The following is a 23324-nucleotide window of genomic DNA, read 5'->3' as shown; positions in this document are numbered from 1 at the left end:
CGCGCCTCCGATATTTCGTATGTATGTTTATACATTGGATTAATAGTTTATACACGAATAGTATCATGGAATAAAAATAAAAACAAGTGTATTTATATAAAAATTTAGACTTTTTAGATTGTACAAAAAACTTCTTTTACATACGGTTATGCATCTACTCGCTCATGTATTATTTTTTATTGAAAAAACCGCTTCCAAGCTGTTCTACTAATGAAGGTGCAATTGCATAAAGTTTACTCGTAATCGACATAATACGTGGCAAATGAACAGCACGCACTGGTTTATCAATCGTTTTCACAACTGCATTTGCTACTTCTTCCGGTGCTAATAAAAAACGTTTGATTGTTTCTCTGTAGGCATTCGTTGCATCTGCTTTTTGTAAGAACGGCGTATCAATTGGTCCAGGAAAAATGCCCGTCACTTTAATATTATAAGGAGCTACTTCTAGCCTTAAGCCATCAATAAATCCTGTTATCGCATGCTTTGTCGCCGCATAAACACTCGCCTTTCTCGTAGCAACCTTCCCTGCCTGGGAGCTAATAAAAATCATATGTCCATTTTGATGCTCCATCATTTTAGGTATTAAACGTTTTGCTAAATAAATTGGCGCCCGTACATTAACATCAATCATTTCATCAATGTGCTCGTCCGTTAAATCAAATGCATTTTCGAAAATACCAAGCCCTGCATTTAATATGGCTACATCAATGCAAGGTAACTCAGATACAACTCGGTCAATATCTCCCTTTTGGCGTAAATCTGCCTGTATCGCAATCGCTCCAATAGTAGTTAATCTGTTTAGCGATGCATAATTGCGTCCAGTTGCGTATACTGTATAGCCTTTCGCAATGCATAATTCTGTAATTTTAAGCCCAATACCACTCGTGGCACCTGTGACAAATATTGTTTTTTTATTCATTAGATTTGTATACTCCTCTACCTGTTCTTATCTCTATTATTATAATCAAAATTAAAAAAGCTACACACCCGAAAGGCATGTAGCGACAGTACGGCTTATTTAATTAGGCTACCTTATTCACTTCAGAAACGCCAAAAAATAGCCCTTGATTATTTATACAATAAGCAAAGAATCTCATATTCAGTATCAAGAAAATCAAAATAAAACAAAAAATATGCATGATATTAATTATCATACATACTTTTCACATAAATTAGCGATAATATCTATTCTTTAGATTCATAATTAATACCTAATAATTTTAATAACGAATCTTTTGATTGTAGAAAATCGGAAATATAATATTTGTCCAGCACCGCTAAATAAGCGAGAAGAGCTTCGTTTAATGCATGCTTTAATTGGCATTCTGCTGAAATTTTGCATAAATTATTTTCTGGATTAAAGCATTCAACTAAATGGAAATCTTCTTCCGTCTTTCTTACAACAGCGCCAATATTAATCTCTTCTGGTGGTACAGCAAGCCGTATACCCCCACCTCTCCCACGAATGGTTTCTATTAATCCATGTTGTCCCAGATCATATGTTACTTTCATTAAGTGATTTTTTGAGATTTGATATGTGTCTGCAATTTCTTGTATCGTCGCTAAATGGTTTTGACCGCGCACGCCTAAATACATGAGCACACGCAGCGAATAGTCTGTATATACTGTTAAGCGCACTTCTCCACCAACTTTCTATATGTCAGTATAGCATTGATTTACAAGAATTCCTGAAATTTAGCTTCAATTTAAAGATGTATTTTATATACTACATTTGAGTCAGTTTTGTTAGACATGTATTTTTATATTGCTTTTAGTATTTGAGCTGAGCGGTATACAAAATATAAGGAGTTGCTTCTCACACACACCGAATTCAATAGAGTTTGCAGACAACCCCATTCTACACCCCCTTGCTACAATTGATAGAGGATTACGTTCAGTTGATTGCACAACAAATCTCTCTACCTTGGAGTCGAAAGACATCGCTGCTTTAATGATGAATGTGAATAACAATGCAACGAATACTTTTATTCAACACATTCGAAGAAGCTAATCCATTTTAGAAAGACCTTTGACTACGGCAAGAGGTTACGGGAAAAGTAATATTTAATCCAATTTTAATCCTAAATATGCTCAAATGGCTATCACAATCCTGCGAACTTATTACAACTTTTGTTTCGCCTTTAAATCTAACGAAACAATGAAAACACCTGCACAAAGATTGGGAATTACAGATAAAAAGTTCGATTTAAAAAATATAATTTATCTATGGTAGTTCGCTTAATATCTAGCGAACTTATTTTTTTAAAAGGGAAATGGAAATTTATGCAGAATTATTAATATGGCATTGGAATATTATTCCACAAACCGTTACGTTACTATTAATGAGGGCGGATTTAGTTATGATATATATTTTTATTGGATTAATCTTTGTCTTCTTCAAAACAAATTTAAATTTTGGGGATATCGGAGCAACTGATTGTCTATTTACTTTCAGAAGACAGTTTTTTCACACAATATGAGGGTCTATGCCAATTAATCAAGCAAGTAAGACTTTTATTACATGAAAATTCTTCTAGCTTACAAAGAGGATCAAAGAGAATATCCAACCTATGGTAGAACCAATTACGCGTTCTCCTATTCAGGGTTAGGATGTAGTTAATTTTGCATAACCCATCTTTTCGGTAATTATTTACACATTATACCAAACGCGTCCCAATCTATTTCGTTTGTTTTCAAAGGGATGCATGAGCATTACCAGAAGAAGTCAAAAATAAAAGGAAGGAACGGAGAATCCAACATTATTTTCATCATCCGACCGTGTGTAAACAGCAAGAGTCTCTAAAGTCATTGTCAGCCTTTGCGATCGAGTAATGGAATGTACGCGTTTTAGAGACATGGGGGATCCGTCATCATAAACGATGTAGGGACCTAAAAATGGAACAATATAGTGTGCTAGTCAAAAGATACTTTTTTATAAAAAATGATGTGAACCATCGATATATCAACATTTATAGAGGGGTTTCATCAAAAACATATTTTTCTACATATTAAAAAGGAGGGGCAATAGTACTTGCAATTTTTAACAGCGGTTATAACATGCCTTCTATACGCACCAATAGTTACGTTAATTCACGAATTTGGCCATGCAACCTTTGTTAAGTTATTTAAAGGAAATATAAATATAATTAGCTTAGGTGTTGGGAACGAAATATTTAGATTTAAGAAATTAAGTATACGAAAAAACGAATGGTGGAGAGGTTATTGCGGGTGGAATATTGGTAAATTAGAAAGTTGGAAAGAAATTCTAATACTTCTAGGTGGTTTTATTTTTAATATTTCAAGTGCTACGATTATTTGGATTTTTGCTGATACTCAATATGCAGATTGGTACAGATCATTTATTTATTTGTCATATGCTATTGGTTTTTTCAGTATTTATCCATATAAAATGCAACATCCAATAAGGGATGAAGAATTGGAAAGTGATGGATTGCAATGTTTAAACTTAATAAAAAGTATAAATAAAGGAGCATAACAGAGTGGGAAATTAGTTTCTTTAAATGGATATAATTGTGAAATTAAGGAAAAATAAACTTAGTGTTTTTTCAGAAACAAAAGAATTCAATTTAACAGGTCCATCCACCGCTGAGAATATCGTTTGCAACAACACTAGGGCTAATGATAGTTTTAGTTGGTACTGTGTTTATTTCGGCGGGAATGTTTATAAGATTTATTATTATCTCTGAACTAGTTAGCGTTTTAATTAGCGAAAAGAATTAATACCTGTTAAGCAATCTAGTCAACATTATGATGTTGATATTCATCCTGGCAAGTATAAGTGCTTTCTTTGATTTTATTCCATTATTAATCGCTATTATTACGTCTTTCTATTAAAAAACGAAATATAAACATAAAGGTATTGTTCTAGCTATTAAGCACAGTAACTAATACCGAAAAACGCTCAGATTAAACTACTGAGCGTTTTTGCTTGCTATTTACATTGCTAATATACTGTTAAAATGCATGTTTATTGGGTTGTTAATTACTTTGCTTTTATAGTTTTTCTCCCCATCAACCGAACCCGGTAGGATTTTCCTTAAGCCTCTTTTTATGGAGCATCTGTACATCCATTTTCACACGAGAATGCACTTTTCAATTGAATTGTTGGATTTTTTGCAAGACTACCAATTAATGAGTTCTCTTCATCAATGACCGTTGCAGTTCCACCGTCGTTATACAAAATTTCATAAGTGTATAAGCGCTCCGTCTTCGTTTCATCGTTCATAATAAACAGGACAGCCGTAACATCAGGTTTACGTGCCATTTTTGGCATACCTTCTTGCCATTTGATTTCGCTAAAGACTCCCTTTAGCGGTTCGACATCGTTAATCATTTTTACTTTTTCACTAGTATAATGAAAATTGAGACGTGTCAATTTATTATAATCTGGCATAGTTTGTTTGGAAGAACAGGCAAATAAAAATAAGACTGCCATTATGACTACTATTTTTTTCATTATTGCCTCCTATGCTTGTTTATAAATATAAAGTCCATCCTCTATTTCTAACTTTGCTAATCCCTCATCGATTAAATAATCAAGCTGACCAAGTGTTTCAGATAAAGTTAATCCAGGTTGCTGATCATACACTTTTCCAAATAACGCGCACGTTACATCATAAACAGTTTGTGATCGTTGTAGTAATTGAAACACTTTTAATGCACGCTGATGTTGTTTTTCTAAACGTTCTGTTACGAGTTCGCTACTATTTAAGATATTTTCCCCATGCCCCGTGTACAACTTTTTGATATGTAAATCACGCAATTTTTTTAACGAAGCATTATACTGAAGTAACGATTTTGGACGGTCACCTTGTAAGTCTACTGGCGGTTCAATTAACGGATTACTTGAAACTCGATCCAGCAATAGGTCCCCACCGATTGCTTCTGCTGTTTTTTCATTTACAAAAATTAAATGACTCTGTGCATGGCCTGGTGTTTCATAGGCGATTAAACCGGGATGCCCTGGTACTTCATCATCATCAGTTAAAAACTGCGTCAGTGGGCGTGTGCCGAAAAACTCAATCTCAGCCATCACTTTTATAATTTGCTCGATATCTTTTGGCGGCACATGCACTTTTTGAAGTTGCTCTCTATAAAATGTTGTGTGATATTGTAAAAAGTCATCTGTTTGGCGCATCCAATAATCGACATATCGATGACCTAGCAGCTCTGCTTTCGGAAAGGCATCTACCCAACCTGCATGGTCCGGATGATGATGTGTTAATACGACTTGTTCAATATCACTCATATTATAACCCGCTGCACGAATCCCCCATTTTAGCGCTTCATATGCATCCTCCGTTTTTGGACCCGCATCAAATAATGATAGCGCATCCCCTTTTACTAAAAATGCATTGACATCGCCAACAGCAAACGGCGTTGGAATAATAATTTTATGTACTTCCACGTTAAACAACCCCTTCAAATTTCAAAAATGAATATCCATTCATTACATTTTACTCCTTCTTCTCGATTTCGTCACGCTTGGAGGTTGACAATAATGTAGTTCATTCATATAATTTGATTATTCTAAATATTTAGCGTTGACAAAGCCAAGTAAATATATGAATGGTCAAAGAGAAAGCTATAAATGGTGAAAGTAGCTTACCCGCTTCATTTATTGAACCTACTTTTGAGCAGTTATGACAACATAACCGTTTACCTTTGCGTTAAAAAGGATATAAGTTGCACAAAATGTGAACTAAGGTGGTACCGCGGAAATGACAGTGTTTTCGTCCTTATATAAGGACGGAAGCACTTTTTTATTTGAGGAGGAAATGAGCATGAACAACATTGTATTTATCGGCGCGGGCTCTATGGCAGAAGCGCTCATTCATGGTTGGATTGAAAATAATTGTGTGAGTAACGAGCAAATATTTATTACGAATAAATCTGATACAGAGCGACTTCAAACGTTACAATCTAAATACGGTGTACAAATTTTAGGAAATATTACTACTCTTGCACAAGCAGATTTAATTATTTTAGCTATCAAACCAAAGGATGCGCATGCTGCAATGACTACGATAGCACCCTATCTTCATTCTCATACAGCAGTGCTCTCTGTACTCGCTGGTATTTCTATGGAAACGATTAGTGCAACACTTGGAGTTAGACCCATTGCACGAGTAATGCCAAATACGTCTGCAACAATTGGGATGAGCGCTAGTGGAGTTGCATTTAACGAAGCAGTCGATGAACAATTGAAATCGATTTATTTAAAGATGCTTAGTGCAGTAGGGATCGTTATTGAAGTAGCTGAAGACCAACTACATGCGATTACGGCATTATCCGGTAGTGGTCCTGCTTATTTGTATTACTTAATTGAAGCATTTGAAAAAGTCGGTACAGAAGTGGGCTTAGAAAAAGAGATTGTTCGTACATTAATGGTTCAAACACTTGCAGGTTCTGCTGCTATGCTACAATCTGTAAAAGAGGAGCCATCTGTTCTTCGACGTAAAGTAACGAGCCCTGGTGGTACAACAGAAGCAGGTATACGCGCATTAGAAGAACATCATTTTAATGAAGCAATTGCAGCTTGTATTAAAAGTGCAGAGGCAAGGTCTAGAGAATTAGCAAAGGGAAATTAGAAAGGATGAAAGCAGATGACAAAACTATTTGAGCCGTTCACAATTCGAGGTGTTACGTTAAAAAACCGTATTGTCATGGCACCAATGTGTACGAATGAAGCATCAGAAAATGGTGAGGTTCAACCTTTCCATATTGTCCATTACACTTCACGGGCAATGGGTGAAGTTGGCTTAATAATGCTAGAGGCTACTGCTGTTGAACGAGAAGGAAGAATACAGCCACGAGATCTCGGCATTTGGAATGACGGGCATATTAATGGATTACAGCAGCTAGTTTCTCAATTGAAAGCTTATGGAGCAAAAACTGCGATCCAGCTCGCACATGCTGGTCGTAAAGCTACTGTTGATGGTCGTTTGCTTGCCCCTTCAGCTATCGCGTTTAATGAAACTTACGGAACACCAAATGAAATGACTACTGAAGATATTCAAAACATCGTAATTGCATATACGGATGCAGCGATTCGAGCGAAGGAAGCTGGATTTGATGTGTTTGAAATTCATGCAGCTCACGGCTATTTGCTTAGTTCATTTTTATCACCTTTAACAAATGAACGCGATGATGAGTATGGTGGTAGCGAGGAAAACCGCTATCGATTTTTACGTGAAGTAATTGATGCAATACGCTCTGTATGGGATGGGCCTCTATTTGTTCGCGTATCTGCCAATGATTTTGCACCTGGTGGACTGGAAGCGTCTGATTTTGTACAATTTTCACGCTGGATGGCCCCACAGGAAGTGGACTTAATCGATGTTTCTTCCGGCGGTGTTGTGCCCGCAAATATTGTATCGTACCCACTGTACCAAGTTCCGTTTGCTAAAACGATTAAAGCTGGCGCAAATGTGCAAACAGGTGCAGTCGGTTTAATTACAACGGGTACAGAAGCAGAACAAGTTTTACAGCAAGGCAGCGCAGATTTAATTTTTATTGGCAGAGAATTATTACGTGACCCGTATTTCCCATACCGTGCAGCAAAACAGCTAGGAGTTGACCTAGAACCTACAGTAGCTGTGTATAAGCGTGGGTGGTAAAGGAGGATTTCATTGAAAAAGTTCATTATTATTGCCGCATGCTTACTCGCTAGCTGTGCACCACAAGAAGTAAAAACACCGGACACAGTTAAGGCAGTACAGCAAGTGAACAGTTCTACAGAAGTTGCCAATCAACAAGCCGAATTAACTATTAATGAAGTGCTTATAGATGAGCGCCTCGTCGAGCAACTCTTTGGGTCGGTGTTCACAGCTGCTACAGAAGAACAGCTTGAAGAAATTTTGATACAGCAATTATCTACTTTTGACCAACGTATCGGGGTCATTTATACAGGGGAAGTTATACCTACTAGTGCAGTTGACTCTATTATGAATAAACTTGTGAATGAGCAAGATGTCATTAATGGTACACTCTACACTTCGGATTATTTTGTGTCCGAACTTGAGGATAGTTATTTTATCGACATTAACTCAAAATTCATGACTAATAAAATAGAGATGGCGAGCATTATCCCTGCAAGAGACGCCCTTTTAGATTCATTGCAACTTAACGGTAAAACAGAACGAGAAAAGCTTGAATTAATACATAGGGCCGTTATTGAGGGGATGGATTATGCTTATAATGAAGACAAGATGCTGAACCATTCACCAGCAGCATTTTTCCTTTACGAACGTGGTGTTTGTCAAGCCTATGCAATGGCGATGTATATGCTATTAACAGAAGCGGGTATCGAAACTCGCTTTGTAGGTGGCGAACTTAAAACAGCCATTGAAAAAGATACACGGCATGCTTGGAATTTAGTTAAAATAGATGGTGTTTGGAGGCATGTTGACTCTACGTTAAATGACCGTGGTAATGCTTTCGATAATCAAGTGAGCAAAGCATATTATTTATTAACGGATGAGCTCATGAGCGGTACACATATTTGGGAGCAAAAATATTATCCTGAGGCAAAATAAAAGTCCTTTGGCAAAATTATTTATAGGAAAAGGGTCGCCCATTTTTCCATGAGCAACCCTTTTACATTTAATTATAATACCCCAGCTTTAATCCGCTTGACGATCGAATATGTTGTATATATAGCCATTGGTGCGAGTACACATGCGATAGTAACCCACATTGTTAATGCTTCAGCTTGTTTTAATGCCGCAAAGTTAGTCGCGATAAAAATGAGTACCCCAAATAATAATATGTAACTTAAAACATTTGGAAAAATGACAAGTAAACGTAAAACTGCTGGATTCATTCGCGGTTGATTCATGAACATACCCTCCCCTTTACTATATTATAAACATTATATTCTCTATTTTACTATTATTTTCTATTAACAACCTTATAAATAAAGTGGAATATTGCCAATTCTAGTTTACATTTTGTATTTACCTGTCGTATTTTGTAATTCATTTGAAATACCGAACAAAGCTTCGACAGTAAGGCTCATTGTTGTTATTCCTTCTACTTGTGCATTTGTGCGACCACTAACCATTTCAATTCGATCTGTCGTTTGTTTCACAAGTTGAGAAACATCTCCAAATGAAGCCGTAATTTCTTCAGTTTTTGCTGTCATTTGCTCAGATGCACTTGATACGAGATCTACTTGATCTGAAATCACCTTTATACCTTTAGCAATTTCATGGAATGATGTCTGTGCTTGATTTGCAATAATACGCCCATCCTCTAGCACTTGCGAAGTTAACGTAATAGCGTCAACAATTTGTTTTGTTTCATTTTGCACGTCAGTTACAACTTTAGAAATGCGCTCAGACGCTATTTTCGAATCTTCTGCTAGCTTACGTACTTCGTCTGCTACAACTGCAAATCCTTTACCGGCTTCACCAGCACGCGCTGCTTCGATTGATGCATTCAACGCAAGTAAGTTCGTTTGATTAGAAATACCGGTAATAACAGTAGTAAAATCACCTATCATATTGGATAGCTGAATAAGAGAATGTGTTCGCTCTACGGATTGTTCTGTTTTTTTATGCAAGTTCGATAGCTCATTCAGTAAATTATCAATTATTTGTATACCATTTGTAGCATTTTGTTCAGTGCTATGTGAAATATGTGCGATTTCCATAATTGATTCTGTACTATGCTGTATACCACTGGCCAATTCTTCCAATGCAAAAACACTTTCCTCAATATTTTTTTGCTGGATTTTTGCATCATTTTCAATACTCATCGAATCGGATTGAATATCTTTTGACGAATTCATTGTATATTTCGAGTATTTTTGAATTTCATCAGAGGCACCGTAAATATACTGTGCCTGCTCTTTTAGCTCTTTCATAATCACTTGGAAATTATTCATCATTGCATTACTCGCATCAACTAATTGACCAATTTCATCATGTGATGTTAATTCGATTCGCTTCGTCAAATCAGCCTCACCTTGGCTAATATCAAGCAAAGAATCTCGAACTCGCAAAATACGTTTCACTTGTCGTTCTATCGTAAAATTAGCTACGATCATTAATAATAATACAGCAACTATTGCTGCTACAAGCGTTGCAAATAAAATATTCGATAAAACTGTATTCGAAATAGTTGTAAGTAAATATGTACCATTTGATAAAGGAGTAACATAATTATAGGCTCTCTTACCATCAAAGTGAGTCGGCCCATTACTTTTTTGCCCACTTATCACTTCTGCTTGCATAAACCCTGCATCAGTTAATGGTTTATCATTTGTAGCTGCTAATACTGTCCCAGTCTCATCGACTACTGCTGCATATAATACAGTTTCGTTTAAATGCGTATTTAGTTCATTCATGTAAAACTCTTTCCCAATTTGAGCCTCTAGGTCGAGTAAATTTTGTCCATTTCGCGCAACTTGAATAATTTGAGGTGAATTCCAGCCTCCAACACCTACAAATTTATAAAATTCCCCATCAACATCTCTAATTTGGGCAGGTTGAACGACTGAAGTCACTTCACCTGTAAGAAGCTTCATATATTCATAAGCTTGTCCATTCGGGTCTGAACCGAAATTAAAATTGACTGATGGGGCAATCGATGTCACTGTTGTATTTCCTTGATCATCTGTACTCCAAATTTCATCAATTCCTCCAAGCTCAGCAAGCTTTTTAAAATCTTTATGAGTACCTCCATTGGCAAAAATCCATGATGCTAGTACCGATTCAGCTACCATTTCATCTTCCATTATTTGTTCCGAAACTTCTCGAGAAAGAATTGCACCTTCCAAACCAAGCTTAATAGACTCAACAAGTGCCTCACCTTGTTTTTGAATATTATTATTAGTCGTAGTGTAAATAAATGTTGATAATACCCCGATAATAAGCACTATCGATATAATAATAGGTGTCATCATCTTCCATTTCATTGACTTGAACATTGGAGCCCTCCTAAATAACGCGAATAATAATACGTAGTAATAACTTACTATTAATGTATGTTATTACTAATATTTTACTGTATATTAAGGAGGATTTTTATTTATTTTTTTCATTTTTTACTATATTTTGTTGCTTTTTAATGAAAATAGACACAAAAATTTCTCTTTACTAAATGCGTATTTTTTAACCGTTTTTAATTAGTTTCTGCAGTTTCCATTCAAAACTAGCGAAATCATCAGCAATATATGTGTGATGGAAAATATCCTGTGCTTGTTGTAATAATATCTTTAAGTCATTTGCTAAAAATCTTGCACTAATATGATTTAATATTAAATATTTTGCACTTGCTTTTTTTGCCACTGTTGCCGCTTCTGTATTTGTTGCATGCCCGTAACTTGCTGCTAAATGCTTTGTTAAATGATCGAACGTTGCTTCATGGATAACAATATCTGCATTTTTACTTAATCGAATTGCATTGTCACAATATTTTGTATCACCTAATATCGTTAAAATAAATCCCGGCTTTTCTGGTGCTGTAACATCACTGCTAAGGACGATTTCTCCATTTGGGAGCGTTACATTTTCACCACGCTTCAACATACCAAGTAAAGGTCCTTTCGGTACACCGTACGCCAATGCTTTATCAATTAATAACTCACCCGGCAGTGCCTTTTGCTCGATTCGATAGCCAAAACAAGGAATCACATGTTCAAGAGGTAGTGCACTTACAACAAATTGCTCATCCTCGAATACAATGCCTTCTTGCACTTCTACATATTCGATAGGATACGTTACATGTGTGTTCGTTGTAGCAAGTGTCGCTTCAATCCATTCCTTTAAACGAGACGGACCGTAAATTGTCAATGTGTCCTCTCCCCCTAAAAATGACCGGGAGCTCAGCAGGCCAGGCAAACCAAAAATATGGTCTCCATGTAAATGTGTAATAAAAATTTTCTCTATTTTTCGCGGCTTAATCGTTGTGTGTAGAATTTGATGTTGCGTCCCTTCCCCACAATCAAATAGCCAAATTGTACCGCGTTCCTCTAATAGTTTGACTGCCAGTGCGCTTGTATTGCGTTCTTTTGAGGGCATTCCTGCACCTGTTCCTAAAAATTGTAGCTGCATTTGCCCACCACTCCTTATGTGTGATCATCTAAAAAATCTTTACTAAAACTCGTATTAGCATGATATTTGCCTATTTTCGGCGCATCTATACCGCGCTTTATAATACCTTTACCAAACTTTTTCTCTAAATTTTGAACTAGCTCAATAATCGGCTCATCCTTAATATACTCCTCGAAATTAAATAAATTCAGCTGCTGCGTGGACTGGTGCTGATCAATGACATTTGATACTGTCACACCAAGCAGTCTTATAGGTGACTCATCCCAATGCTTTTGAAAAAGTGCCCAAGCAATTTCGAAAATATCATCCTTACTAGCAATTGCATTAGTCACTGATTTACTTCGAGTTTGATTATGCCAATCAGCATCCCGTATATATAAAATAACTGTTGTCCCAGCTAACCGTTTTGCATGTAAACGTTCTGCCACTTTTGTACATAGCTTTTCAATCGTTTCTTTTAAAATATAGTATTCCGTTTCATCACGCGGTAATGTAGTGGAATTGCCAACACTTTTCGTATCATAAATGGAATTAGGATCAACCGCTCGATCGTCGTCCCCATTTGCCCGCGCTCGTAATCGCTCCCCATTTATACCGAGCAGCTGCCGTATTTGATGCGGCTCGACATTTGCTAATTGCCCAATTGTTTCGACCTTAATAGTCGTTAATTTTTCTGCCGTTTTCTTGCCGATTCCGTGCATATCAATGACCGGGCGCGGCCAAAGAATATTAGGGATATCACGCTTTCTTAATACGGTAATGCCCATTGGTTTTTTCATATCCGATGCTGTTTTTGCTAGAAATTTATTCGGAGCTACTCCAATTGAGCAAGGCAACTTTAGCTCTGAATAAATACGCTGTTGTATTTCCTCGACAATTTGAAGGGCATGCCGCTGTTCACATAAATCTGTAATATCGATATACCCTTCATCAATTGAAACAGGCTCTACTAACGGCGTATATTCACGTAGCAAATCAAAAAATTGTTTAGAGCTATGCCGGTAACGGTCAAAATTAGGCGGTAATGTAATGAGCTGTGGACATAAACGCTTTGCCTCACCTATCGTCATCGTAGTCTTCACTCCAAAAGCCCGAGCTTCATAGGAGCACGTGATTATAATGCCGCGCCTTTCTTGCGGATTTCCGGCTATTGCAACCGGCTGCCCCTTCAAACTTTCATCATAAATTTGCTCTACAGAAGCATAAAAACAATTCATATCAATGTGTAAAACGATGCGCTTTGCCACTTATGTCACCACACTTTTTATTATTTATTATACGCGAAAACGTAAAAAGCGAACATCAATTCTTTTTTACATATTTTATAAGCAAATTCAATTTCCTTCAATACAAAAGAAGCGCTCTTTTCGCAGGATTATACTACGAAATAGGCGCTTCCAATTGTTATTACATGTACAATTAAGTATTAAATTGTTTTTTCTCTTGTGATTCCTTAACTTGAGAAAGTGCTTTTAATATTAAGCAATTCAGCGATTCATTATTTTTAAATTGCTCCACGATTAGCTTTGTACCGAAAGCCTGAATCTGAAAAAACTCTTCAGCTTGAGGAATTGATTTTCCTTGCGCTTTTGCTTCAAAATATTCATGTCTTAGCTGTAATATATATTCTATTTTCCCTTCAATATTCATTAGTGCCAATAGCTTTTCTAAAAATAAAAAGCCGAAATAATAGGAAAATAAAAAGCGCTCTTCAGACGAGGATTCATCAATACAGCCTTTATATAAGTCATTTTGATTCACAATATTTACCGCCATCATTTCAATTGAAAACTCCATGCACTTATATGGATCCAGTATCCCTTCATGTTGGTTGCTTTCGTTTAATAACCAAAAATTAAAAATGAATTCCTGTAGTTCCTTTTGGGCATTGTATTTTAACGGAAGCGGTAATACACAACAATTCCATTCATTCACAAATAACTTAAACTCATTTAACAGTTCGGGCTTTATGACAAAAATACTGTCATGTTCAATTGATAACTCCCAGTTCATGGATTGGCGGCCCCCATAGTAAACTTCACATGAAAATTTCATATAAGTTAGATTTTAACGATAGAAAAATTAATACTATATTTTTCTATCATATTTTATACGAAAGGGAAAAAACTTACAAGTCGTATTATTTTAATTATTCGAATAATATAGGAATTATCGCTCTTTTTGGAGTGTTCCTACATACATTTTGTAATGCTTTCGTACTTGCACCCTATGCGGCTAATGAGCAAACGATTAAATCTAAAATTCATGATTCACTAAATAAAATTTCATGCATGCTGTGCTCTCAAGAGTTATTTATCTATTCGTTTTAAATTGTAAATAGCAAGTAAAATTATAAACCAAATTGGTGTCAGCAATAATGCTTGTCGTGTAGATGGTGTAAAGAACATAACAATTAATAAAAATAAGAAAAACGCTAGCACAACATAGTTAATAAATGGTGTAAACGGTGCTTTGAAAATAGATGATTTGTGCAACTTTGGACGTTTACGTTTATAAATAATATGAGAAATTAATATAATGCTCCATACCCAAATGAAACAGATTGCACTAATTGTCGTAACGATGCTAAATGCATTTTCTGGCATTAATTTGCTTAAAAGTGCTCCGATTGATACGACAATTGTAGAAACAACAAGTGCATTGCTCGGCACACTATTTTTATTTAATTTCGCAAATGATTTTGATGCTTGTTTATTTTTACCTAAATTAAAGAGCATGCGACTTGTTGAAAATAGACCACTATTCCCTGCTGATGCAGCTGAAGTTAATACAACGAAATTAATAATACCTGCAGCAATCGGAATACCTATTAAGCTAAATACTTGTACGAACGGGCTACTGCTAGCCGACATTGTATTCCACGGGTTAATGCATAAAATAACGAATAATGCACCTACATAAAATAATAAAATGCGCATTGGGATTTTATTTATTGCCGAAGGAATATTTTTCTTTGGATTAGCTGTTTCGGCAGCGGTAACACCGACAAGCTCTACCCCAACGAATGCAAACACGACCATTTGGAAAGCCATTAAAAATCCTGCTATTCCGTTCGGGAAAAAGCCTCCATATGCCCATAAATTTTCAACGGAAACTTTCCCCGTACCTGTTTCAAAGCCTGTTATTAGCATAAAAATACCGATTGCAATAAGTGCGATAATCGTAATAATTTTAATTAACGCGAACCAAAATTCTAGCTCACCGAATAATTTTACAGTTAATAAATTTAAAAACAGTAAAATAACTAAACAACCGAGCGCAGGAACCCACTGCGGTATATCAAACCAGTACTGTGTATAAACACCTACTGCAATAATATCCGCCATAGCTGTCATTATCCAGCAGAACCAATATGTCCAGCCTGTCACATATCCTGCCCAAGGACCGATATATTCTGTTGCAAAGTCGGTAAACGTTGTGTAGCCTGCGTTCGATAATAATAATTCGCCAAGTGCTCGCATAACGAAAAACACAGCGATCCCTACTATTAAGTAAGCTAAAATTATAGATGGTCCAGCGAGTGCTATCGCTTTTCCCGATCCTAAAAATAGCCCAGTTCCAATTGTTCCGCCAATAGCAATTAATTGCACATGGCGGTTTTTCAACTCACGTTTTAATTGTTGTCCTGCCAAGTTTGATCCCTCCAAGATTTCTACATCACTTGAAATAACACAAACAAAAAAGAGACTAGCAATATCACTAGTCTCTAAAACGTAAGAATAACAAAACCTTATACGAAAATGTATGATAGGTTGTCTCTTTATATGAATAAAGAAAAACTTTCATCACATTAGCGTTTGGCTTGGCATGCGCCATTTTATTACCCTTCTGTCCTTCTGCCTGAGATAGTGAACCCTTCGGCGGCGCTTTTGTGCGCTCTCTCCAGAAAATGCTCCTGCTATAGTGTTATCCATAGCATTCGTCGCTTTTGAATCGTTACTTGAAAACGATTATGTATTATTTCAAGATAGTTTTATCTTAGCAGTGAAATAAACTATTCACAAGGGAATTTTTTATTTGTATTTTCTTAAAATAGTAAATTAGCGATAATTAGCATTGTAATTGTACATAAGAAAGTACTATTTCAGCAGTATTAAAAAAACCAGAACAAACAATTCGAACTATTCGCAATAATCTTTAAGCCATTTTTTTAATTGCTTTGGATGATTGATAATAACCGAATCAATCTGCACTGTAGATAAAAATTGTAGGATAGGAGGGAGTGCCTTTGTATTATACGTCCAAATCCATTTCGCAAATTCCCAGTCCATTTGCTCTTGGCAGCCAGGTGTCATATCTTCACGTGTGTGTCCGATATGGATAAGATAACGCTTCATTGCGCGTGTAAAACTAATGTATTTAGGGTAATTCAACAGGATAATTAAATCTGCATATTGCGCTCGTAATCCGAGGGTAGAATCAAAATTGCCATCCATTATCCACTCAGGCTTTTCAAGTTCTACGAGCATCTTTTCACGGAAAACAGGCTTCTCTGTTGCGACCCAGCCTGGTTGCCAATAAAGCTGATCCAAGTGTACTAATGGTAGACCCAGTTGTTGATGTAAAATTCGTGCAAGCGTTGATTTCCCAGCACCCGATGAGCCAATAATAAGTATTCGTTTATGTCGCATAATACACCTCCAATTTCGATATTAGTAAATTATACCAAAAGAGGATTTGTTTTGGTATACAATCGAAACTAATACATATTAGATGCGGTACTTCTTATGTAATAGATGTCACGTTAAAGATAAGTATACTTACTTCTATGCACTAGAGGACTATCGTTTATTAATTGACTCAAAAATCACAGACGAGTAATTTCGCATACTATGCAATATTTCATGACGTGATGCAGCAAAAAAATTACTATCTTGATTGGCTATTTTTAAACATGGCCCGATATATTTTTTATGAAATCCCTTGAGCAAATACTTACTATGCAACCTGATAAAAGTAATGATTCGCCCGTGGCAACCTGGTTTTCGCCCATGGGATATTGATTGCACCAGGGGACCCCTTTTCGCTCATGTGAACCCGGTTTTCGCCCGTGGGAGGTTAATTTTCGCCCATGGCAACTCGGTTTTCGCCCATGGCAAACCACTTTTCGCCCGTGGGACACGCTTTTTCGCCCATGGCAATCCATTTTTCGCCCGCGGGATATCAATAGCACCGTAGCACCACGCTTTCCCACACACGTCAACCCGTCACCTGAGGAGGCAAAATCCTACACCCGCGGTAAGCTTCGGAAAACAACTATAGAACTACATTAAAAAGAAATAAAGAGATATTCATCGAAAACCCCCTGAATATCTCTTTACGTGAAACTATCATCGCTTTATTTATAACTGTCTGCTTTTTACGGCGCTAATCATTTTTTATTTTCGGTAAACTGATGCTATTTGAACTTGGTTTCGCCCTGCTTGCTTTGCCTTATATAAAGATTGGTCAGCTTCTTCAATAATTTGCGCTGGTAAACTGCCGTTTTTCGGATATTCAGCTATCCCACCAGACATTGTAACTGCGCGACCACAAGGACTAATAGTAGCCATTAAATCTTGGCGTAAAGCTTCTGCAATTTCAAATGCTTGTTCAGCATTAGTATTAGGCAGCAGCATGATGAACTCTTCCCCACCATACCGGCAACATATATCTTCAGCGCGAGCATATTCTTTCATTTTTGCTGCTAAATATTTTAATACTTCGTCACCAACAGAATGACCGTATGTATCATTTATGCTTTTAAAATGATCTAAATCAATAATGAGCAGTGCATATGGGTTGCTTTCTTCCGTCCATTTTTTTAAATAGCGGTCCATCGTTCGACGATTCGTTAAGCCTGTTAATGGATCCGTTGTCGACTCTTTTTGGAAAAACGATACTTGCCCGTGAAGCATTGATAAACTAGTAACTAATACACTTTTCAATTGGTAGGTTTCAAAATACCATTCTGATACATCCTTTAACTCATCAACATTTCTTGTTTCCATACTTTGCTCTGTTAATGTCGCCATTTGTTGAAGCGGCTTAGCAATTCTCACAGCCAACCATAGTACAATAATAAATGCAACCAACACGAACGGAAATGCGATACTTGCAAGACGTTTTACTAATTCCCCAGCAGGTGCAAGCGCTGCCTCGGTTGGTCGCTGTACTATTACTCCCCAGTTTGCCACTGAAATCGGACTATAACCTGCAAGCATGTCAATGCCCTTTGAATTGACCACACTTTGCGATCCTTGCTTCCCAGACGTAACGGCTTTCACTACAGGGTTGTCCATAACAACATCTTCTAGCCTGCTAGCATCTTTGTGATAAATGATTTTACCGTCACCATCTACTACAAATACATAGGATCCATCATCATAATAATGTTGACCTAATAATGAATAAAACATATTTTGCTCTTTTATGTAAATTGTACCGCCAACAAATCCTAAATAATCTCCGGTACTAGAGAAAATGGGGTACGATATAAAAATTACTAGACGACCCGTAACTGCTTCAAAAGGCTTTGAAATTAAAGGTATTTTCTTCTCTATAGCTTCCTGCGCACCGACCGAATCAAGTGTCACACCTTTAACTTCTAATGATGGAGGCGATACCGCTATTACAGTACCTTCTGCATCTGCAATAGCAACTGAGTTAAACATATTATTTTGTGTTCGTAAGCGATTCGCCTCATTCATCAATATTTCATCATCATCCATGCGAGCGGCAATATAATTTGCCGTGAATTGAAGAGTTGTGAATGTATCGTGAATGTAATTATTTGCTGTTGTCGCAAGTTTCTGTGCATACACTTCATTTGTTTCGAGCGTATTGTATGTAAGTGCATCGGTATTAATACGATAGGCACTCCATAAATTACTAATCATTGTTGTTAAAAAGGCAATAATAACAACGCCCATAATTAAGTACTTTAGTTTAATTTTAATAGATTTCATTTGATTCCCCTAAATAGTTCATTTATTAAATTATATTGTAACAAATGTTAACTATTTTTTATATGCTAATTGTCCTTTACAAAATGTATAGAGCACATCCCATTGATTATTAACAATCGTAATATCCGCATCAAAGCCACTTTGCAGTCGTCCTTTTTTTAAATGCAGTTGTTGTGCCGCATTATAGGAGGACATTTTCACTAATTCCATATCACTACATGATGTTATCGTGCGCATATTCTTTACGGCTTGCTCCATCGTCAAAATGCTCCCTGCAAGCGTACCATCTGTTAATCTTGCATCTTTTTGAGATACAATTACAGCTTGTCCTCCTAGTTCATAATTTCCTGCCTGCATTTGTTTAGCTCGCATCGCATCAGTTATTAATATAATTTTATCTGCACCTTTCATTCGAAAAGCTAGTTCCACAGCCTTTTCATGTGAATGGATCGTATCTACGATGAGTTCCGTCATTAGCTGGTCCTCGAGTAATGCGGCCCCGATTGCAGAAATATCACGATGGTGAATAGGGCTCATTTGATTATAAAGATGTGTAATATGGCGTGCACCTGCTCGTACTGCACAAGCCATTTCATCATACGCCGCATCAGTATGTCCTAACGATACAATCAATTCAGAAGATTTTTCTTGAATGAATTGTAATGCGCCTATTACTTCCGGAGCAATTGTAATTACTTTAATGCTATTAGCGCTTAGTGTTTGCCATTGCTCAAATAACTCAATAGAAGGTTCAATAATAAATTCCATCGGCTGTGCACCTGCTCGTTTCTTTGATACGAACGGCCCTTCTAGATGAACTCCGATTATTTCTGCTTCCTTGTCATTTCGCTTGTATGAAGCCACATTTTCTAATGCCCTGCTAATGGCGTCAACAGATTGCGTCATTGTTGTCGCTAAAAAAGAAGTGGTTCCTTCTTTCGGTAAACTTTGTGCGATGCCTTTTAATGCTTCCGGTGTCGCATCCATCACATCATAGCCCGCTGACCCATGTATATGTATATCTATAAACCCTGGTACCGCTTTAACTTGTTCATTACTAAAATCTAATATAGTATGTGCCTCTCTATTAATATTTGGTGCAACCTCTACAATGCTTCCATCCTCAATAAAAATTGATGAAGTTAACTCCCCTTTAACAGGATCAATCAAAGTTATATTTTTAATTAATAGCGTCATAACTATCCACTCCCTTTATTTGTTTGTTATAGTATTTTTATACTCTAAATTTAACCGAAAGCGTGTGAAACGAAGATGAATAATTTACATTCTCTTTTCCCATCTCTTCATCTATTTCAACAAAAACCTTTACACCAACCAAATTATTTTTTATTTTATAGTCGTACTGAACAAAACTGGCTTCAAATTGAAAAATCAGAAGTTAGCCAACGCGATTACGAGTGGTTACAGCAACTGTTTTTAGAAGATAATATTGTTGATTCACCTTGGGAGCAATTTTTATTTCATACAGGTATGCCACCTGTCAGCAAAAAGCTACGAATTGCTCAGCTTTATAGTACGCAGCCACTTGATTTGTCGAGTTTGAAAACCGCAGTTAGCGCTTATTTTAATGAAGAGCTTGTCATCCTCTCTATTTCGAATAAAAGTGCACTCCTTATAGAACTAGAATCAGCACTACCTTATTCGTCAAATGATTATGCATCATTTTTAGCCGCGCTTGAAAGTGACTTTTTCATACGTGCCATTGTTTATATCGGTAAATTTCATCCATGTAATGCTGAATTCCCAAAAAAATTTAGCTTAGAGCAAGCTTGGTTCGAGCAAAGTTCAATTTCTTATACAAATGATCGGGTTTTTACGATGGAGTCGTTGTTCATGACCTACTTTTCAAAAATGCTAACACCAACTGCGAAACAATTAATACATATTGAAATTGTACAAAAAATTGCACATGAGCCTGAATTATTACAAACAGTTCATTCTTTCTTTGAGCATGGATTTAATGCTAGTGCGACTGCAAAAGCATTGCATATTCATCGTAATACCCTACTTTATCGACTGAATAAATTTCAAGAATTAACCGCTCTTCCAATTAGACAGTTTGACGGTGCATTACTTGCTTATTTAACTAAATTTATTTTAAAGTAACGAACTGAATGTGCCATTCACTTTATTGCACAAAAAGTAAGTTTTAATTTTGTGCACATTGCCCATTTTTACATCAAATCGATTTTGGTAATATTTTCTTAACGAAAGATAGGGGTGTATATACATGAAAATGTTAGAATTCGATCATTTATACAAAGAATATCCAGATGGTTATGTTGCTGTAACTGATTTTCATTTATCGGTTGAGTCGGAAGAATTTATCGTATTAGTTGGTCCTTCTGGTTGTGGTAAATCTACAACATTACGTATGGTTGCAGGACTAGAAGAAGTATCTAAAGGTGAACTACGTATAGAAGGCAAGCGAGTTAACGAAGTTTTACCAAAAGATCGTGATATCGCCATGGTATTCCAAAACTATGCGCTTTATCCTCATATGACCGTATATGAAAACATGGCATTTGGCTTAAAGCTACGAAAATTAAATAAACAAGAAATTGATGAACGTGTAAAAAATGCCGCTGAAATATTAGGCTTACAAGAATTACTCACAAAAAAACCAAAATCATTATCAGGTGGTCAACGTCAGCGTGTTGCTCTAGGACGTGCGATTGTACGTGATGCAAAACTATTTTTAATGGACGAGCCATTATCAAACTTAGATGCGAAGCTGCGTGTACAAATGCGTTCAGAAATTACTAAGCTACATCAACGTTTGAAAACAACAACGTTATATGTAACGCATGACCAAACAGAAGCAATGACGATGGCTTCTAGACTTGTCGTGATGAAAGACGGTTTTATCCAGCAAATAGGTACACCGCGCGATGTATATGACTATCCGGAAAATATTTTTGTTGGCGGCTTCATTGGTTCTCCAGCGATGAACTTTTTCCAAGGTCAAGTAATTGATGGTCATTTTGTTACAGGTTCATATAAAATCGCGATACCACAAAATAAAATCGACTTATTACAAGCGCAAAACTATTTAAATAAAAATATTACTTTAGGTATTCGTCCTGAAAATATTTTGGGTGACTTAAATGAATTAGCCAATTTCCCTCAGTCAACTGTTGAAACGACTGTGCAAGTGGCTGAATTAACTGGTGCTGAAATAATGATTTATTCGGCACTGAATGAACAAGCTTTTGTAGCACGCATTCACGCTGATGCGCCTGTTCAAGCAGGGCAACAAATCAAGCTTGCATTCGATTTAACAAAAGCACATTTCTTTGATTCGGAAACAGAAAAAAGAATTCGCTAACGAAAACATTCCGTAAACTTTTATCAGTTTACGGAACTTTTTTTACATTGTAACGCGACTTGCTGCACCAACTAATCCTGCCTCGCCTTTATTTATACTTCCTTCTACTCTACTTTCTTTCCCTGCGAGTAACGGATGAACGAATAATGTCTTTAACCGGCCCTTAACTTTCTCAATTAACAAAGGATGATGATTAAAAATGCCACCGCCAAGCACAATCGTATGAGGGTCAAAAACGATGAAGAGCTGGAAAAGTGCCTTCGCTAACTGCTCCATTGCATCATCAATAATGACTTGCATTTTCGGATGATTATAATAGTAATCTTCCATATAATCTTTTAGCTCACGTGTATCTCCAAATGCTTCACGTGCACGATGTTCTAGTGCCGGTCCAGCAACGAATTGTTCCAATGATAGTTCTTTCCCCGTTAAAGTGAAGCCTATTTCGCCAGCCATACCCGCACCGTGAATTATACGATTTTGTACAATTGTACTACAGGAAATACCAGTGCTTAATGTTGCGTAAATAAATGTTTCCTCTTTGTATTGCCGAACTGCATACTCCCCAATTGCTGCCATATCTACGTCTTTTTCCATAAATATTTTAGCCTGTGGAAAGAACTCTTGAAGACGCCTTACTAATGGAAAATCTCTCCAAGGTAAATTATTTTGGAATAGCACAATCCCTTCTTGAATATTGAGCAATCCAGGTAAGCCGACAGCGACTCCTTCTATTTCATTTATTTCTATTTGTTGTTCCTCACAAAGCAGAAAAAAGGACTCGATTAATTGAATAAATAATTGTTCACCATCGTTTTTCTCACTCGGTAATTCTTGCCGTTGGACAATTTTCTGCTCACTATTAAATAATGCGGTTGCAAGCTTTGTCCCTCCTATATCAGCCGATAATATATATGCCAAAATTAC

At 36.5% G+C, this 23324-nt stretch carries 20 protein-coding genes, 1 pseudogene, 1 riboswitch and 1 other annotated feature; of the genes and pseudogenes, 7 read left to right on the top strand and 14 right to left on the bottom strand.

Annotated features, from left to right (window positions below; translation table 11 throughout):
* Positions 1-169: 169 nt before the first annotated feature.
* Both AAFN87_RS03895 and AAFN87_RS03890 read right to left on the bottom strand, forming a co-directional pair.
* A complete protein-coding gene (locus tag AAFN87_RS03895; RefSeq protein ID WP_347789716.1) occupies positions 170-919 on the bottom strand; it encodes an SDR family NAD(P)-dependent oxidoreductase in 750 nt (249 codons plus the stop codon).
* Between the two features lie 266 nt (positions 920-1185).
* Positions 1186-1638 (bottom strand): RrF2 family transcriptional regulator, encoded by a 453-nt coding sequence (locus AAFN87_RS03890; protein ID WP_347789715.1) that lies wholly within the window; start codon positions 1636-1638, stop codon positions 1186-1188.
* A 199-nt stretch (positions 1639-1837) separates the two neighbouring features.
* On the opposite strand from AAFN87_RS03890, the pseudogene AAFN87_RS03885 reads away from it, so the two are divergent.
* Together AAFN87_RS03885 and AAFN87_RS03880 are read left to right on the top strand one after the other, a co-directional pair.
* Positions 1838-2233 (top strand): annotated as a pseudogene (locus AAFN87_RS03885) (insertion element protein); the annotation flags it as partial.
* A gap of 798 nt (positions 2234-3031) precedes the next feature.
* A complete protein-coding gene (locus AAFN87_RS03880) occupies positions 3032-3496 on the top strand; it encodes a site-2 protease family protein (protein ID WP_347789714.1) in 465 nt (154 codons plus the stop codon).
* Between the two features lie 573 nt (positions 3497-4069).
* On the opposite strand, the gene AAFN87_RS03875 is transcribed toward AAFN87_RS03880, so the two are convergent.
* Positions 4070-4477, bottom strand: a complete 408-nt coding sequence (locus AAFN87_RS03875) for a hypothetical protein (protein WP_347789713.1) — start codon at positions 4475-4477, stop codon at positions 4070-4072.
* 9 nt (positions 4478-4486) lie between these two features.
* A complete protein-coding gene (locus AAFN87_RS03870; RefSeq protein ID WP_347789712.1) occupies positions 4487-5428 on the bottom strand; it encodes an MBL fold metallo-hydrolase in 942 nt (313 codons plus the stop codon).
* Between the two features lie 127 nt (positions 5429-5555).
* Positions 5556-5764, top strand: a binding site (T-box leader).
* 40 nt (positions 5765-5804) lie between these two features.
* Here AAFN87_RS03870 and proC point away from each other — a divergent pair.
* Genes proC through AAFN87_RS03855 form a run of 3 tightly spaced genes read left to right on the top strand, consistent with a single transcriptional unit; the run spans position 5805 to position 8558 of the window.
* A complete protein-coding gene (gene proC, locus AAFN87_RS03865) occupies positions 5805-6611 on the top strand; it encodes a pyrroline-5-carboxylate reductase (RefSeq protein ID WP_347789711.1) in 807 nt (268 codons plus the stop codon).
* Between the two features lie 15 nt (positions 6612-6626).
* Complete coding sequence (namA, locus tag AAFN87_RS03860; protein WP_347789710.1) at positions 6627-7640, top strand: NADPH dehydrogenase NamA; 1014 nt, start codon at positions 6627-6629, stop codon at positions 7638-7640.
* A 12-nt stretch (positions 7641-7652) separates the two neighbouring features.
* The gene (locus AAFN87_RS03855) at positions 7653-8558 is read left to right on the top strand and encodes a transglutaminase domain-containing protein (protein WP_347789709.1); all 906 of its coding nucleotides are present in this window, start codon (positions 7653-7655) and stop codon (positions 8556-8558) included.
* A 71-nt stretch (positions 8559-8629) separates the two neighbouring features.
* Here the strand turns inward: AAFN87_RS03855 and AAFN87_RS03850 are convergent, their stop codons facing one another.
* The 9 genes from AAFN87_RS03850 to nagA form a co-directional block, all read right to left on the bottom strand.
* Complete coding sequence (locus AAFN87_RS03850; protein ID WP_347789708.1) at positions 8630-8860, bottom strand: acyl-phosphate glycerol 3-phosphate acyltransferase; 231 nt, start codon at positions 8858-8860, stop codon at positions 8630-8632.
* A 105-nt stretch (positions 8861-8965) separates the two neighbouring features.
* The gene (locus AAFN87_RS03845) at positions 8966-10954 is read right to left on the bottom strand and encodes a methyl-accepting chemotaxis protein (protein WP_347789707.1); all 1989 of its coding nucleotides are present in this window, start codon (positions 10952-10954) and stop codon (positions 8966-8968) included.
* Between the two features lie 184 nt (positions 10955-11138).
* A complete protein-coding gene (gene rnz, locus AAFN87_RS03840; RefSeq protein ID WP_347789706.1) occupies positions 11139-12080 on the bottom strand; it encodes a ribonuclease Z in 942 nt (313 codons plus the stop codon).
* A 14-nt stretch (positions 12081-12094) separates the two neighbouring features.
* A complete protein-coding gene (locus tag AAFN87_RS03835) occupies positions 12095-13327 on the bottom strand; it encodes a DNA polymerase IV (RefSeq protein ID WP_347789705.1) in 1233 nt (410 codons plus the stop codon).
* A gap of 172 nt (positions 13328-13499) precedes the next feature.
* A complete protein-coding gene (locus AAFN87_RS03830; protein ID WP_347789704.1) occupies positions 13500-14093 on the bottom strand; it encodes a hypothetical protein in 594 nt (197 codons plus the stop codon).
* Between the two features lie 296 nt (positions 14094-14389).
* Positions 14390-15733 carry an amino acid permease gene (locus AAFN87_RS03825; RefSeq protein WP_347789703.1) on the bottom strand — a complete coding sequence of 448 codons (1344 nt, stop codon included), beginning with the start codon at positions 15731-15733 and terminating at the stop codon, positions 14390-14392.
* 186 nt (positions 15734-15919) lie between these two features.
* Positions 15920-15997, bottom strand: a riboswitch (glycine riboswitch).
* Positions 15998-16222: 225 nt separating this feature from the next.
* Positions 16223-16732 carry a P-loop NTPase family protein gene (locus AAFN87_RS03820; protein ID WP_347789702.1) on the bottom strand — a complete coding sequence of 170 codons (510 nt, stop codon included), beginning with the start codon at positions 16730-16732 and terminating at the stop codon, positions 16223-16225.
* Positions 16733-17479: 747 nt separating this feature from the next.
* On the bottom strand, positions 17480-19048 hold the full coding sequence (locus tag AAFN87_RS03815; protein WP_347789701.1) for a sensor domain-containing diguanylate cyclase: 1569 nt from the start codon (positions 19046-19048) through the stop codon (positions 17480-17482).
* Between the two features lie 51 nt (positions 19049-19099).
* Positions 19100-20245, bottom strand: coding sequence for an N-acetylglucosamine-6-phosphate deacetylase (nagA, locus tag AAFN87_RS03810; RefSeq protein ID WP_347789700.1), 1146 nt, complete (start codon positions 20243-20245; stop codon positions 19100-19102).
* 75 nt (positions 20246-20320) lie between these two features.
* Between nagA and AAFN87_RS03805 the strand changes: the two genes are divergently transcribed.
* Positions 20321-21175 carry a PucR family transcriptional regulator gene (locus AAFN87_RS03805; protein WP_347789699.1) on the top strand — a complete coding sequence of 285 codons (855 nt, stop codon included), beginning with the start codon at positions 20321-20323 and terminating at the stop codon, positions 21173-21175.
* 124 nt (positions 21176-21299) lie between these two features.
* Positions 21300-22397 carry an ABC transporter ATP-binding protein gene (locus AAFN87_RS03800; protein ID WP_481886437.1) on the top strand — a complete coding sequence of 366 codons (1098 nt, stop codon included), beginning with the start codon at positions 21300-21302 and terminating at the stop codon, positions 22395-22397.
* A 42-nt stretch (positions 22398-22439) separates the two neighbouring features.
* Here the strand turns inward: AAFN87_RS03800 and AAFN87_RS03795 are convergent, their stop codons facing one another.
* The gene (locus tag AAFN87_RS03795) at positions 22440-23318 is read right to left on the bottom strand and encodes an ROK family protein (protein ID WP_347789698.1); all 879 of its coding nucleotides are present in this window, start codon (positions 23316-23318) and stop codon (positions 22440-22442) included.
* Positions 23319-23324: the final 6 nt, after the last annotated feature.

Source organism: Solibacillus sp. CAU 1738 (genome assembly GCF_039888725.1).
Classification (GTDB): Bacteria; Bacillota; Bacilli; order Bacillales_A; family Planococcaceae; genus Metasolibacillus.
This window is presented reverse-complemented; position numbering and strand designations above follow the sequence as displayed.